General features: G+C 39.9%; 11 protein-coding genes. 6 read left to right on the top strand and 5 right to left on the bottom strand.

The features are described from left to right. The first annotated feature begins 270 nt into the window (after positions 1-270). Positions 271-2,859: an McrB family protein gene (locus EJA10_RS03110; RefSeq protein WP_246017663.1), complete on the top strand. Its 2,589-nt coding sequence runs from the start codon at positions 271-273 to the stop codon at positions 2,857-2,859. Next, positions 2,831-5,305, top strand: a complete 2,475-nt coding sequence (locus EJA10_RS03105; RefSeq protein WP_125478829.1) for a restriction endonuclease-like protein — start codon at positions 2,831-2,833, stop codon at positions 5,303-5,305. The genes EJA10_RS03110 and EJA10_RS03105 overlap by 29 nt, the downstream gene beginning before the upstream one ends. Before the next feature lie 48 nt (positions 5,306-5,353). Here the strand turns inward: EJA10_RS03105 and EJA10_RS03100 are convergent, their stop codons facing one another. Then, positions 5,354-5,590, bottom strand: coding sequence for a hypothetical protein (locus EJA10_RS03100; protein ID WP_125478550.1), 237 nt, complete (start codon positions 5,588-5,590; stop codon positions 5,354-5,356). A gap of 90 nt (positions 5,591-5,680) precedes the next feature. Between EJA10_RS03100 and EJA10_RS24010 the strand changes: the two genes are divergently transcribed. Both EJA10_RS24010 and EJA10_RS03085 read left to right on the top strand, forming a co-directional pair. Further along, positions 5,681-6,523: a nucleoside triphosphate pyrophosphohydrolase gene (locus EJA10_RS24010; RefSeq protein WP_342773873.1), complete on the top strand. Its 843-nt coding sequence runs from the start codon at positions 5,681-5,683 to the stop codon at positions 6,521-6,523. A 14-nt stretch (positions 6,524-6,537) separates the two neighbouring features. Further along, positions 6,538-7,020, top strand: a complete 483-nt coding sequence (locus tag EJA10_RS03085; RefSeq protein ID WP_125478549.1) for a hypothetical protein — start codon at positions 6,538-6,540, stop codon at positions 7,018-7,020. 81 nt (positions 7,021-7,101) lie between these two features. On the opposite strand, the gene EJA10_RS03080 is transcribed toward EJA10_RS03085, so the two are convergent. After that, positions 7,102-8,385, bottom strand: a complete 1,284-nt coding sequence (locus EJA10_RS03080) for a M20/M25/M40 family metallo-hydrolase (RefSeq protein WP_125478548.1) — start codon at positions 8,383-8,385, stop codon at positions 7,102-7,104. Between the two features lie 121 nt (positions 8,386-8,506). On the opposite strand from EJA10_RS03080, the gene EJA10_RS03075 reads away from it, so the two are divergent. Both EJA10_RS03075 and EJA10_RS03070 read left to right on the top strand, forming a co-directional pair. After that, positions 8,507-9,466: a tetratricopeptide repeat protein gene (locus EJA10_RS03075; protein ID WP_125478547.1), complete on the top strand. Its 960-nt coding sequence runs from the start codon at positions 8,507-8,509 to the stop codon at positions 9,464-9,466. A 245-nt stretch (positions 9,467-9,711) separates the two neighbouring features. Then, the gene (locus EJA10_RS03070) at positions 9,712-11,109 is read left to right on the top strand and encodes an LVIVD repeat-containing protein (protein WP_125478546.1); all 1,398 of its coding nucleotides are present in this window, start codon (positions 9,712-9,714) and stop codon (positions 11,107-11,109) included. Positions 11,110-11,286: 177 nt separating this feature from the next. Here EJA10_RS03070 and EJA10_RS03065 read toward each other — a convergent pair whose 3' ends face one another. The 3 genes from EJA10_RS03065 to EJA10_RS03055 form a co-directional block, all read right to left on the bottom strand. Further along, positions 11,287-12,477, bottom strand: a complete 1,191-nt coding sequence (locus EJA10_RS03065) for a thermonuclease family protein (RefSeq protein WP_125478545.1) — start codon at positions 12,475-12,477, stop codon at positions 11,287-11,289. 178 nt (positions 12,478-12,655) lie between these two features. Then, the gene (locus EJA10_RS03060) at positions 12,656-13,651 is read right to left on the bottom strand and encodes a DUF3231 family protein (RefSeq protein WP_125478544.1); all 996 of its coding nucleotides are present in this window, start codon (positions 13,649-13,651) and stop codon (positions 12,656-12,658) included. 51 nt (positions 13,652-13,702) lie between these two features. Then, a complete protein-coding gene (locus EJA10_RS03055; protein WP_246017662.1) occupies positions 13,703-14,539 on the bottom strand; it encodes a hypothetical protein in 837 nt (278 codons plus the stop codon). Positions 14,540-14,679: the final 140 nt, after the last annotated feature.

Here is a 14,679-nt window from a genome sequence, read left to right as displayed (position 1 = left end):
ATAAATTAATACCATTTTGTTTTTTAACATTATGTTGCAATATTTTCATAATCATTAATTAAGGCTTCAAATAGAAGATAATCAGCTAATGCCTTCTAGGCAATATCCATTTATAGTATAATTTTACATGAAGAAAGCTAATGAAAATTATATTTAGTCCTAATCCAAATATAAAACTAAAAAATTCCTTTTAAGTTGTTTATATTGGATTCACCGTTATTTTTACTTAAATGTTTTTTAAACTCGTAAGGATAGTAGATAGGAGATAATATGCAAACAAAAATCCATAGTTGGTCAAAAGTAAATAAACCTGGGTTAATAGGTATTAAAAAGGTGGACTGGTCTATTTTCTCAAACGGTACACCTATACCTTTTGAGTTACACGAGGATTTTATAAGAGCTAATCATGGAAAGCATTTATCAAAGGGAGAGAAACGTAATGTAACTCTGGTAATAGATGATAAATTATATGATGCTCGTCTAGTTAATATTGATCGAAAACAAGGGCAATCAGATTATTTACAGATACGATATGACAGTAATAAAGGACTAAAAGATTTACTTCACGATACTTTTAAATACACCTATAATTTTATTTTCAATTTCAGGATTAACAACGATAATAAGACAGTTACTCTTCCTGACAATGAAGCTGAGTATATGGAATTCTATGAAACGGACAAACCTTTTGTATATCGAGTAGTATTAAAACCAATAAATGAAAAGATTCTCGCGGAACCTTTTAAAAAAATATTCAATACTTTCGAAGCTGCTAATCAAGCTTTCGATTTTATTAGTACTACATTAAATAAGCTAGGTGTTGAAAAATCAAAAGATGAAAGGTTCTCAATTACTTATCGTAAAGACATGAAAGGCCTACATATTAATTTTGGTGGCTGGATTATATTAGGTTTTTACCGTTCAGAAGGAGGAGGGTTAAAATACAGAATCCCTTTGCTTGGCACTTTTGTTGAGACACTTAATGAATTTGATTATTTATCCAAGCAAGCGTTTACTAAAAAGAATGATGATGAATTAGAAGTCTTTACCGTAACTTTTGAATATAAAAAATTAATGGAAAATGAAGAAGTCTGGCAGGTTTTAGACAGAACGCTCGAATTTATTAAACGTAGATTCGAAAATCAGCTTAAATCTCAATATAAAGATAGTAGCAACGATCAATTAGCCAGAGCAGTTTTTGATAAAGAATATAGGGAAAATCTCTTTATTAATGGTCTTGAAGAACAGGTTAAAAAGTTTTGGTGGGTGAATCAAGGCCAGACATACAAGCAAGAGAAAGAAGGTAGTTTTCTTTGGGCTCCTCAGAAATCAAAGCTAGGAAGACCTCTGGCCCACCATGTTAATTTGGTCAATTCGAAACCTGGAGATATAGTTTTTTGCTATTCAGCAAGAGAATTAAAATCTATCGGGGTCGTTCAGGAAGCAGCTATTGAAGCACCTAAACCAACTGAAATGGCAAACCATGAATGGCAGGAAGAAGGCTATTTATTAAAGCTTTCTTATTACGATTTTGTTCCTCCAATCGAAAAAGAAGAAATACCTGAAGAATGGAGACGAAACGAAAGTGGTCCGTTTGATGTTAATGGCAATTTGAAGCAAGGGTATTTTTTCTCAGTTACTGAACAATTTGCTTATGAACTTTTAAAAAGGTTTGAAGAGAGAGTTCCTATGGAGGTAAATGGTATCTTGAGTAGTTATGTCAGTAATACGAATGCGATGACAGTGAATGAGAAGAAACCTGAGTATTTATCTTCGAAACAAATTATTGACTATATTGATCATTACATTAAAAGTAAAGGCTTCTACTACGAAAAAGAAGAAATCATCAACCTTTTCCTATCCCTTAAAACCAAGCCCTTCGTCATCATCTCTGGTATTTCCGGAACCGGGAAAACGAAAATTGTTCAATGGTTTGCTGAGAGTGTAGGAGCAACAGAAGAAAATGGGCAATTTAGTTTAATCCCAATCCGCCCTGACTGGAATGATGGCTCTGATTTGCTTGGTTATGTTGATATTAAGGGAGATTTTAAAGAAGGGCCTTTAACGAAAGTGATTAAGAACGCAAAACAGAATCCGGAGTTGCCGCATTTTGTCCTTTTGGATGAAATGAACCTTGCTCGTGTAGAGTATTATTTTAGTGATATTTTGAGTGTGATGGAAAGCCGTAAACGTGTTAACGGCGAAATTGTTTCTTCTTCTCTTCTTTCCAGTGACATTTTGGGTGAGGAGCTTACCCTCCCGAATAATCTTTATATTATCGGAACGGTTAACATGGACGAGACGACTCATCCGTTTAGTAAAAAGGTTTTGGACCGTGCGAATACGATCGAGTTTAACCGGGTGAACTTAGGCAATCTTGCCTTCTTAACTGACCTGGAAGAGGTGGAACCGAAACGAATCCATCAAGATCAATTTGCCTCAACATACCTTCATCTTAAAGATGTTTATAGTAAGCATGGGGACTTGGTTAATAAGGCTACGGCTGAGCTGGTAAATATCAATCATTCACTTCAATTGTTGAATGCCCATGTGGGATATCGTGTACGTGATGAGATTTGTTTTTACCTTGCATATAATGAGGAATCGAAATTACTTTCTTTTGATGCTGCTTTTGATCATTGCATCCTTCAAAAAATCCTCCCTCGTATCGCGGGAAGTGATTCTAGAGTTGAACAATTGCTTCAGGGGCTCTATCGTCAATTTACGAACAGAGAATTCGTAGAAGGGCAGAATCTCTCTGACGTGAATGGAGTTAAATACCCTCGAAGTGCTGCTAAGGTTGCTGAAATGCTTGGGAGGTTAAGTAGTGATGGCTTTACTTCCTTCTGGATCTCGTGAGGATGTTGAACTAGTAAAGATTGAAACCAATGATTTGTCACTGGTAATCAAGGGCAAACCTTATCACGTGCGGTATGAAGGTCTCATGCAATACAGAGCAATGGACCGGCATGATGTCATGGATTTTTCCGTGAACGGAGAGGGCATTCAAGACATTCATGTCTATGATATTTCCATAAAGGAAATGGTACAGCCAACAAACCAGCGTCCGATCTTTTTTGAAAATGGCGTCTATCAATTGATCGTCGTACCGAAGAATGAGGCGGAGTTAACTTTTTATCATGAGTATCCTCTATTAAGAAATGCTGTTTCACCGGTACTAATCGGCAGCCAGAGGATCCTCATGGGAAATCTTCACTTCCAGAACGAGGTAGGCTATACGACTTTTGAAATACGATCAAATGACAAGGTGATGCTGGAAGTAACGCTGGAGATTTTCCCTGTTAAGCTGGATTACAAACAGGATTATCAAAAGCTGTTAGAAGAGGTTAATGATGAAATCTATAATCTGGCCTTTCACTTTATCCGGAAAACCTATCATGGAGCAAAATTAAAGCTTGAAGGGAATCCGACTAAAGCGGAGTTTTACCGATTGATCAGTGAGCATTTTAACCAGTTCCTTCAGGCAGTTACAAGAATTGAATATCAGCCTCATCATAAGCTGGAGAAGACTTATGAACAAACCAGAGGAGATCAGTTAAGAAAGCTTGATTCCACGAGCAGAAGTTATTTGCGCAAAAAGGCAAACGTGTTTGCAGATGTAGCGAAAGGCATTTCCATCCAGGGAAGAACCGTCATGCCTACTGAAGGTTTGCGGATTAAAAAAGAGCTGACATTTGATACACTAGAAAATCGGTATGTTAAATGGATGATGCAGCGTTTGATCACAAAGCTTGATGACCTGCTGAATTCAGTCGTTAGCCAAAATCGCTGGTCCAGAGAGAAGCCTGATTACGATTTAGTCGAAAAGATCGAATCTATGACCAAGCAGTTAACATCCAAACTGCGAAGTTCATTCTGGAGAACCGTCGGCAAACTCGATCGTTCTGTTATGAGCCTGGTCCTTCAAATGGCTCCTGGATACCGTGATGCGTTTCAAATCTTTCTAACGGTTTCAAAGGGTCTTATGCTACAGGGAAAACTGTATCGAATGTCTGTAAAAGATGTAGCTACGCTTTATGAATACTGGACCTTTTTAAAACTTGGCCAGATCCTCGGGAAAAAATATAAATTGATCAGCCAGGATATTGTGCGAGTAAATCGAGAAGGGTTATTTGTTAACCTGGAAGCGAACAAAATGGCGAAACGGATTTTTAAACATCCTGTTACCAATGAGGAGATTATATTAGCTTATCAGAAAAAAGAGGATAACCTGCCGACAGTTTCGCAAATGCCTGATACGATGCTCAGTATTGAAAAGAAGGGTAAGGACTATAAATACCATTATATTTTTGATGCAAAGTATCGAATTGATTATGCTCAGAATGACAGCTACTACAAGAACCGTTACAAAACACCTGGACCGATGGAAGATGACATCAATACGATGCATCGATATCGTGATTCAATTGTTGCTGCAAATGATAAGCTTTATGAGAGGAAATCATTCGGAGCGTATGTATTGTTTCCCTGGTTTGATGAAGACAGTTACAAAAAGCATCCATTTTACAAAAGTATTGATAAGGTGAATATAGGCGGATTGCCGTTTCTTCCAAATGCTACAACGCTGGTGGAACGCTTTGTCGAAAGACTGATTGATAAAAGTCCAGAAGAAATTCAAAAGGAAGGAATCCTGCCAAGGGGTGCAGAAAAAGAGTGGCAATCCAGCTTAGATGAAATGGTTTTTGTAGGCCTGGTTTCTCATCAGGACGAATTTACTCTGTTTATGAGCGAAGGAGTATATGACATTCCTGTCAGTCAATTAAGAAACGGATGGCAGCAGGCAAAATATATTGCACTATATGGGAACAGCTCATTAGGGAGGAACAATGGTGTTCATTGGTACGGAAAGATCCAAGAGGTAAAACCATATCTCGATGTTTCTAAAGAATATATGCGTTTCAAAGTCGAGTCCTGGAGAAATGTACCACAAGTCATTAAGCCAGTGCATTACGGAATATCAAGCTATATTTTGACCACCTTGAACACCATGAAGGAAGCAAAAGAGCTTCCGGAGTTATTTATGAAATCTAAAGAAGAAATGGTCATCTGGAGGATGCTAAGACGGGTGTCAGACCGCATTAAGATTAACCTTGATAATCAGGACCTTAACCATGCAAGCGGAGTAGCGGAATACAATATTAAAGATATAAAGGTTGTTATGAACCACGCTGAAAGAAGTGTTACTTTTTCAAAGGGCGAGAAAGAAGAAGCTCTCCCTGTTACGGACTTAGAGGAAAATCCATCCGGAGTATTTAAAAAACTTATGAAGTTACTTCAAACCTAATCAATTAAGAGGGCAGACCATCAGTTACAGGTCTGCCTTCTTTATGTATTACCTTGTGTCCGGCTTACATATCTTACAAGGCACCACAGTTGGATCAGTCACTTCATCAAGAATCTCGATTGGCTGATAGTATCCATTTTTCTCGGCATTAATGAGGACTTTCAGATCAAAGTTCTTCTTTGTCACATAGGAACAGCTGGTTCTGTGAAGTTTATTTCCGGTTGCATAATCATAAACAACGACATAAGGATACTTTAGCAATTCAGCAAACATCTTAATTGCCATATAATAAACCTCCCTTTTTCTATGAATATATCACCATCGATCCCTAAATGGTATAATTTAACTAAAATAATCTGAATAGAGGGAAAAGAAATGCCAGCTTTAACTCAGGGGAAATTTGAATTGCCAAGAAATGTGAGAGGCAGAAGTATACATAACAATGTGATCCCTACAGTGTCGAACCTTAAGAATATGATCGATAAACTAATAATGGCAGAGGGAGACCTCAATCAATTAAAACAATGGGAGAAACGGAGTTATACGGCCTATCAAATTAGTAAGATTAAACTTGAACTGATGAATGCTCCTACCAAAGAAGCCAGGGTAAAGCTAATTAAACAGCATATTTTAAATGGTGAACCCACAGATTTCGGTGCAAGCTGCATGGATATCTACCTGGTTGCCTATGTTGCTGAAAACATTAAGCCAGGGAAGCAGGCGTTTATTGAATATGTAATGAAAAGCAATATCACTGATAAACTCAATTCCGCCCAGGCTATTTGGCAGGTAGGAAAGGGAGATGGTACGTACCTTGGTGTTTTGAATGAGGATGGAACTGTTCGAGATTGGGATTTCTTAAGAGATTGGGTTAATGGCCCAAAGACAGGGAAATCAATAGTTTATAATAAGTTAGTTAGAGATCGGATTCCTGAGATCATCAGGGAGTCAGGGAAAACACTAACGATCAGGCAATTGACCAATGAGGAATACATAAAGGAACTGAAAAATAAAGCGGAAGAAGAACTGAATGAATTTAAGAACAGTACTACCAGGGGAGAAGCAGGGGAAGAACTGGCGGACTTGCTAGAGGTAATGTACTCGTTAGCAGAAATTCATGGCTATTCTTTTAGTGAGATTGAAGAAATTCGAAAGCAAAAGGAATTGGATAGAGGCGGTTTTAAAGACAAGATTTATTTGATAAATGTTGAGGAATAGGACAAGGGGCAGGAATGATGGATAAGAGAACCTTTAAAACAAGTTTTAATAGATTGTTAGAGGAACAGGTGGATGGGATCCCAAATGAAAAGAAAATAAAGTATATGAAAAAATGGATCAAAGAATATGAGCAGTTAGAACAAACCACCTTGGAAAAACCACAAACTACCGATCATACTACACCTCTAGATAATTCAAAAAAGGTAGGAGAATTGGTAAGAACAACTTTAGACAAGATTATTCGTAAACAATTACTTAATTCTGATAGGGTCCGTGTTTTGCAGGACGCACGACACTGCAAAAATCTATTTGACATCAATTATCCTTTGCTTAAAAAAGTAACAAATGGATCTTCTCTGTTAGAACAAAGATTGGTGAATGGCTATTCCCGTTTCTGGGCGAACCCAATTACAATCAACAATGAAAAATATCTCGTTTGTAACGATTGGTATGAGAGAAATAAAACCAAATTCATTAAGTGGGCAGAGGAACTTTAGAAAGGAGCACAGAAAAATTTTTTCTGTGCTTCCTCTTTTCCTCTGGTGTAAGGATGAAAGCTATAGTTTTTTTAAAAACTTTTAAATTGCTAAGTTGGTTGTGAATTTCTTTTGAATTAAGTTATGATGCAATAATGCTTCCACCAAAAGAATTGTCTCAAACGTAGCCAAATAGTCAACTGTTTCAAAATCAGTATGCTCATTTTGATACCCAGCTGAAAGATTAACAGAAGGAATTGCGTGTTGTGCAAAAACTTTGGCATCACTTAACCCTCCTGGTGTGATTCGCCAATCCTCCATGCCAGCTAGTCTTCCTGCTTGTTCAAAGAGCATACCGAATTCTTCAGGACAGAAGGAGAACCCTCCATTTGAAGTGACAATATCTCTTTTTCCTCTGCGGTCTATTACGATTGCTGCATCTACATCTTCTAGAAAATCCTTGTCGATTTCACGTGATCCGCGGCAGCCAATTTCTTCTTCTACTGTAAAAGCGACCTTAATTGTGCCGTTGAAAGAGGTCTTACGGATTCTTTTTAGTATAGAAAGGATTGCAGCAATTCCCGCGCGGTCATCTGCTCCCAGGATTCCTTCAGAGCTTCTTAAATTGGTGCCTTCCTCTATGATTTTGCGGCCAGCAACAATCTCTTCAACAGTATCCATATGGGCTGAAAGGAGGATGGTTGGACCGGTACCGCATTCCATAAAACCAAGCAAGTTTCCTTTTCTATCAATGAAGGAGTGGTCAAGCAGGCGGTTTACCTTATTCCTTAAACTTAAGCGAACGGCTCTTTCATCTGTGCTTACACCGGGAATATTGAGCAACTCTATTAAAGAAGACTTAAAGTTTTCTGCTTGAAGATTCTTTAGGTAACCAGGATTCTTATAGACTTGATATAAATTTTCAGCGAACTCCAGAAGTACCCTCTGGTTTTCTTGCGCATAGGCAAGGCGGAAATTCTTACCTTCAATCCTGCATTTTATACTAGCTGGGACTGCCGCTTTAATTAGTTCAATTTGTTTGCTGTTTGGATATTTCTTTAAGAAAATGAATGCAGACCTTTTTCCGTGCCCATCACAAGAACCAAAAGTATAAATTCCTAACTCGTTCAGCCAGCGAACTGCACCACGAATGTAAGGGTCTATATCAGATAGTGGCAAATCACCTTTAATGGGATCAATCAACATACCAGGTCCAGGTGAGTTTATTTCTTGGCTAGCCTCGTTTATACCTTTCACCAATGATAAATCATTTTCTAATGAGCCAGGAGTCAGTCTGAACAACAATTGTGCAGCATTCCCTCGAGGTGAAGTAATGCAATCTTCCTTTTGTAAACCGTGTCTTGCTAATAAAATGTTGTTTTCCATCTAAATCATCTCCCTTTGTTTTGGTAAGCTAATTTTAGCAAGAGTGTCGTGACTCGGTGTCACAGTACAAAAAGAGGGATTTTGGGGAAGGAAGTTGAAACTTTTATTGAGGTGATTCACTGTGGAGATAAGAGAAAGGGATTTGTATCCTGCAGATGAGGAAAGAAGGCTAAGAGATGAATTAACAAAAGCCAGGAATAACAGGGATCGTGATAAGCAGCGCATCATTGAGGGCAAACTGGTTAAGCTCTATGTTTCCCAGGCTGAATACTTCAAAATGGCGGAAAAGCCCGATCCGTACATTGCTATGAAATATCTCCAAAAAGCTGTTCGTATCCAGGTTGACCATCCTGTAGCGAACTATCGGCTAGGTTATTTATTTTATCGTAATAAGGAGTTTGCCAGAGCCATTCTTCATTTTGAACGGGCACTCGACGGATCCGAAACTGAAGGCTTAAATGATACACAAGCTCTGCTGGCCAATATGTTTTTGGTGAATTGCGGGATCAGAATTGCAAAGGAATCGATTCAGGAAGTACAAAGTATTGAAGAGAACTTCTACTCCGACCTAGAGCAGGAAAGGATAGAAAAGTATCGGAAAGAAGTACTTGTATTAGACGAGGGTATTTTTGAAAGGATGTTTTATAAAAAAATTGAGGATGGGGTAGAGACAAGGATAAATGATATAGAATTTGGGACATACCACCCAGAGGGTAAACAAGTATTATTGAAAATCTCCGACAAAGGAAGAGAATTGATTCTTCCTGGTGGTTTGAATTATGATTTGAACCCTGTTGCATTTTACATGTTCTATGCCTTTTTATCGACTGATATCCCTTTGACATACCGTGACATAAAAGTCAAAATCCAGCTGTGGAGTGAAATGGAAGTTAACGAAGACTATATCCGTCAAATTATCAGCCGACTCTCCAGGAGTATCCCCGTATGGAACCAAATCATCGATTCTACTCGAGTAGTTAATCCTGATACCAACAGGCAAGTGGTTGCTTTTAAATTGGTGGAAGGATTCAGTTCATGCATTTTATGCAGAGGGGATGAAGTTCTGCCGGGGGAGTACTAATAGAATCTGTTATAGGCGACGAATTACTAATTGAGGTGAATAACCGTTAAACGACATAGCTAAAAACTAGTTTTCAAATTTCCCAATAAAAATAAGTCAAATTGAATTGTTTAAAGTTCATTAAATCGATTTTTAGGAGAGGTTTCCTAATTTTACAAAATAATCAAATTAGTTCTTTGTAAACTTTTCCAGCCTCTAATTCTACTATATTCTTAGTAAATAGATAAGAAAAGGAGGTTTTTACTATGTTTAAATTATCGTCAAAAGTTCTTGCCGGAACTCTTGCTATTACTCTGGCAGGAACAAGTATTGCCTGGGCCTGCGAGGATGGGCAGAAGAGTTATATTGAAGCTGGGGCTTCCACGTTTGGGGGAATTCCTCTTGTGAAAGGCACCAAAAACTTCATGAATTTGCAGGAAACAGCTGCCGTGTCTTTAAAGGAATTGAAGGGATCTCCGGCGACCACTGCTGACGTTTTTGCCCATAAAGGATTTGCCTATCTTGGTACCCACAGGGGACAGATGACAAACGAGGGTGTCAGGATTTTTGACTTGAAGGACCCGGCTAATCCTAAGGAAGTAGCTGTCATCGGAAATGATATTCCGGGAACCTGGCAGGAGAAAGTCATTGTACAATCTGTCAGTACTCCATCTTTCAAAGGAGATATTGCTGCAATCAGTGTTCAAAGGGTTGATAAGGAACGATATGGCTATGAAGGGGAAACTTCTCCAAATGGCGGTGTAGTCTTTTATGATGTGACAAACCCTGCCTCACCAAAGAAATTAGGTTTCTGGAAAACTCCTTCAGAGCTGCCGACTGGTACGCATGAATTCTGGCTGACTAAACAAAACAATCGTTTGTTGCTGCTCGCAACCAACTATCAAGCCGCAAGATATAAAGAGCAGGGAGTAGAAGTGAATGATTTCTCCATTGTGGATGTAACGGATCCATCTCAGCCGAAAGATTTGGCCAATTGGGACCCAACTGAGGTAGGGGGTGCCTTTGATGGCAATTATACATATAAGGATGAAACAGGAGCCTCCCGGACTGCATTCCTTCATAGTGTAATTGCTGACGAAACCGGTAAATATGCGTATCTGTCTTATTGGGATTTGGGAACGATCATTTTAAATATTGAAGATCCAGCAAATCCAAAATTTGTTGGCCGTACCAAATTCGAACGCGATGTCCAGGGAGCGGCTCATTCAGCAGCACTTGCCCATGGAGGAAATATTCTCATCGAAACAAGGGAAGTATTCAATCCTGATCCACATGATCCAGCATTCGAAAGAGGATGGGGCTATGTCAGGGTTTATGATATTAAGGATAAGAGCAACCCGGTCTTGCTCAGCACATTCCGTACGTTAAATTCAGCTGTCCAAATTAAGGCAGGCGAAAGACAGCCAGGAACCTATACAGTTCACGATCCAAAAGTTAGAGGAAACACCCTTTACCTGTCTCATTACTCAGATGGTATCCGAATGGTCGACCTTACCGATCCAAGCAACCCAGTTGAAGTCGGTTCTTATGTATCCGATAAGGCAAATGTTTGGGGAGTATTCGTAGACCGGAATTATATCCTTGCTTCAGATATGGGTCAGGGATTGAAGGTTCTTCAGAAGGTTGGAAGCGGATTGAGATAAAGTGGGAGAAGCAGTATGGCTTTAATGGCTATACTGCTTTTTTATTTGGGATCCAGCTGAATCAAGTAGTTCTGCAGTGGTTATTAGTAATAGATGTAATTCTATCAAATACAAATAACAGGGAAATTAAGCATCTAACTAGACAAAAAAGAGCCTGCACATAACAGGCTCTTTTCATCATCTCTCACAAGCAAAGTTATCCTTATCCCGGTCCATCTTGGACTGGTACGCCGGGTGGGTGGATGGAACTCCGTTTGGATATACTTTTCTTAGTTCTGTGCAGTTTGCGAAGTTTTCTGTTTGTCCGCTGCTTGCTGGTGCGGATGTGCTTGGTGCTGGTTGTGATGTGCTAGCTGCTGGTTTGCTTGTTGTGGTGCTTGCTGGTTTGCTGGTGCTTGTTGAAGCCGGTTTTTGGGCGGTCTCTTTTGGATCGAGATCGCCTTTTGTTGTTCCGTTTACGCCGAATGCCCAGAGACCGGTGCCTGCTTCGCGCGCTTCTCTTGCGAATTTTGTGAAGTATTCGCTGTATTTTACGTCAGGCGGGAAGGTGGATGGTTCGGCATAGCCATTCAGCACCAATTCAGCATTGAACATCTTGGATCGGATTTCGCTTTCGTTCATGTCATCTGTCGGGATTGCCAGCCAGATGATGCGCAGCTGACGGTCGTAGCGGTCAGTGTCGCTGACGTCTTTTTGCATCCAGACTTTCTTGCCGTTGAGCTTGGAAGTAGTGTAGTTGCTGGCTTCCTTGCCATACGTTTCTTTTCGCGTAGTAGATTCAGGTGTGTTCACCCCGATCAGACGGATTTTACGGCCATCTGTTGTTTCAATCGTATCGCCATCGACGACACGGCCAACCGTTACCGATTCAAGTCCAAGGCTGGAAATAAGCGCTTCTTCTGATGCTTTTTGTTCCGCTTCGGCTTTCGCTTTTGCCTCTTCTTCAGCTTTCGCCTTCGCCTCAGCCTCAGCCTTTGCTTTTTCCTCAGCCTCTAATTTCGCCTTTTCTTCAGCTTCCTCTTTGGCTTTTTGCTCAGCTAATTCTTTTTCTTTCTTCTCTTTCTCTATTTGCTCGTTCTTGATTTTTTCAGCTTCTTTTTTGGCTTGCTGCTCTGTTTTTACGTCTGAGGCTGTGTCTTCTGGAACGTCCTCAACGAAAATGCCGAACAAGACAAAGGTCGTGATGAATCCGGCTGTCAGGAACATCCATGGCTTCTCTTTATAGCTCTTGCCTTTATATTTTTGGTTTGACAGCCACATGCCGACAGCAAAAATCGCGACACCGATCAAAGCGATTGGTGCAGCTATTGAAAGGATCAACATCAGCAAAAGCACTGCGACCATAAGTATAAGCTTGATGATTCTCATTTTTTCTTTCCCCCTTATATTTTCCCAAAACAAGTATACCAGTTTATTGGGAATTAGGGGGCGAAAATTGAGATTTCGTCCAAACACAGAAAATTAAAAACCATCGAGCAGGAAAGCGAGTTGCTTTTGAGTGAGAAGGAGAGACCCAAAAAAACGGATTATACCGGCTTTACACCATTTATTTATGTTCGGCCACTTGCGGGGGCTCTTCCATCCAGCCATTTTTAATCAGGATTTTCGCACCTTTATGAGCATACTCAAATACATCCTTTGTAAAGATGGTCATTTTTAAAGGCAGATCATTCCGTAGACTGAAAGCTGTTCCGAGTGAGTTGCTGCCCAGTGAAAAGCTGCAAAATAGACTGGTACAATACATCATCAGCTTATCTGAAAATGGAGCCAGGGTTGATTCAGTAACATTTCCTCCAGGTGTTTGGGGAATCGGGAGGCTATCCTGAATCATTAATTCACTTATTTCTTTTATGATCCCTTTTGCAAGCTCCGCACCTTCATAGAAGAACTTCTTAACTTCTTGGTCATGGGCACTCTGCGCGAAGCCTAAAATCATTTGCAAGCCAGTAAGGTTCGACTCCATCCCCTTATGCAGATGGGCTACCTCTACCGTATTCAGTGTCCTTTTCTGGTTAAACGGATTGATGGCGAGACCGCCTAAATATTCATTGTCCTTAACGAACTCCACTGTTTTTGGCATCGAAACATAAGGTGTGCGAACCAGGAGTCCTTTTTCAAGTAAATATTGCGAACAAATCCTGAAATACTTCTGGGAAAGGGCCGTGAAGTCAGTTAATAAGATATTGATGTCATCCCGGAATGTCATTGTTAAATTCAAAGCATGCAAACCCATACTGATTTCTGCTAATAAGCGGACAAACATGATATCAAAGCCGTTATCGTATAATTTCGGGACTTCCTTGTTTACATCCTGTGCTGAATATCCAGCAGGAACGACAGCACCTTCCTGTTCAAAGATTTCCACGATCTTGCCGACGAAACCTTCAATTTCAACATGTAAGCTAGTCATAATGTCCCTGGCTTCAGTGTCATCCGCCTTCTCGATAAAGTATTCCAGAATGCGCAGTTTCATCGTCTTTTCCTGATAGGTGAGCCATAACGTTGCTAATTCGGATGATGTGATCGGAGCTTTCTCAGGCATTTGTAATCCTCCCTAATCTTTTTAGAGTTAGGGTGTGAAGAATGTACAATTTTATTCCATTAGCATGTCTGCATTTTCAGGGCGTGTACAGAAGCCCATTTCAAATAACTGGCTAAAATAAAGCTCCTGGAACTTCTTATTTAGAATACCTGTATAATACGCGATCGGATTTTTGACAGCTACCATTGACTTAAGCTTGCGGACAAGCTGTTTAAAAGAATCCAGGGAGACGGCCAGCATCGCGTCCTGGTTCGTTTCCTGGTTGTTTTTATAGGCAGAAATGATCGTCATTCTCCAGAATTCCTCAATGGCTTTTGCGTCAGGAAAGAAGTATTTCGCTAACTGTACGAATGGCTTTGGAATCCTGTCGCTGACAAACAGATGGTCTTCAGGTGCTTCTTCAAAATTTGTTGAACCAGTAGCCATATCTTCACGTTTATTATTCTTTATAATGTTTGTTTTAGAAGGAATGATAGTTTTATTATGGTGGTTCAGTATTTCCCTTTTCGGTGGCTCATTTTGGTGAAACCGATTGAATACATAGAGATTGCTGGACTGTGAGCCGTTCTTTCGTTCTGTTTCATGCACCGTGAAAATGCCAAGACCGCTTGCCTTCATGATCATTCTTTTAAAAGTAGAGCGGGAGATGCCCAGCTCGTTGTACTCCTCATGAATCGCTTTTAGCACAGTACCGATTTTAGCGTTGCTTACACCTGGTATTTTCGCAGCAAAACGAGCCAGCCGCTTCAAACCGACTACCTCACCTTTTGTAAAATCATGCTTATGCAGCGATAGCCACATCTCCAAATGCGTATTGAATTCCTCCAGCGAAATGAACTGTGAATACCCTTCAAAATTTTCAATGACCCCAGATCTGATTGTCATCATTTTGCACCACCCTTTCACTGTCTATATACAGAAGGGCGGGCAAAAGGGGCAGGGTAGGGCAGGGTATGTTGTGTCTGTTTTGTGTCATGTGTTATTTTTGCAAGTAGCTATTGAATCTGTTACGATTAAATCGCACACGA

The sequence above is a fragment of the Mesobacillus subterraneus genome, from assembly GCF_003937825.1.
GTDB classification, from domain to species: Bacteria; Bacillota; Bacilli; order Bacillales; family Cytobacillaceae; genus Mesobacillus; species Mesobacillus subterraneus.
Note: the sequence above shows the minus strand (reverse complement) of the source record. Positions and strands in the feature narration are given on the sequence as shown.

Bases quoted from the DNA above. Each gene is read 5' to 3' on its own strand.
- EJA10_RS03065 (WP_125478545.1), bottom strand. From the start codon at position 12,477: ATGAGAATCATCAAGCTTATACTTATGGTCGCAGTGCTTTTGCTGATG.
- EJA10_RS03070 (WP_125478546.1), top strand. From the start codon at position 9,712: ATGTTTAAATTATCGTCAAAAGTTCTTGCCGGAACTCTTGCTATTACT.
- EJA10_RS03110 (WP_246017663.1), top strand. From the start codon at position 271: ATGCAAACAAAAATCCATAGTTGGTCAAAAGTAAATAAACCTGGGTTA.
- EJA10_RS03100 (WP_125478550.1), bottom strand. From the start codon at position 5,590: ATGGCAATTAAGATGTTTGCTGAATTGCTAAAGTATCCTTATGTCGTT.
- EJA10_RS24010 (WP_342773873.1), top strand. From the start codon at position 5,681: ATGCCAGCTTTAACTCAGGGGAAATTTGAATTGCCAAGAAATGTGAGA.
- EJA10_RS03060 (WP_125478544.1), bottom strand. From the start codon at position 13,651: ATGCCTGAGAAAGCTCCGATCACATCATCCGAATTAGCAACGTTATGG.
- EJA10_RS03085 (WP_125478549.1), top strand. From the start codon at position 6,538: ATGATGGATAAGAGAACCTTTAAAACAAGTTTTAATAGATTGTTAGAG.
- EJA10_RS03055 (WP_246017662.1), bottom strand. From the start codon at position 14,539: ATGATGACAATCAGATCTGGGGTCATTGAAAATTTTGAAGGGTATTCA.
- EJA10_RS03080 (WP_125478548.1), bottom strand. From the start codon at position 8,385: ATGGAAAACAACATTTTATTAGCAAGACACGGTTTACAAAAGGAAGAT.
- EJA10_RS03105 (WP_125478829.1), top strand. From the start codon at position 2,831: ATGGCTTTACTTCCTTCTGGATCTCGTGAGGATGTTGAACTAGTAAAG.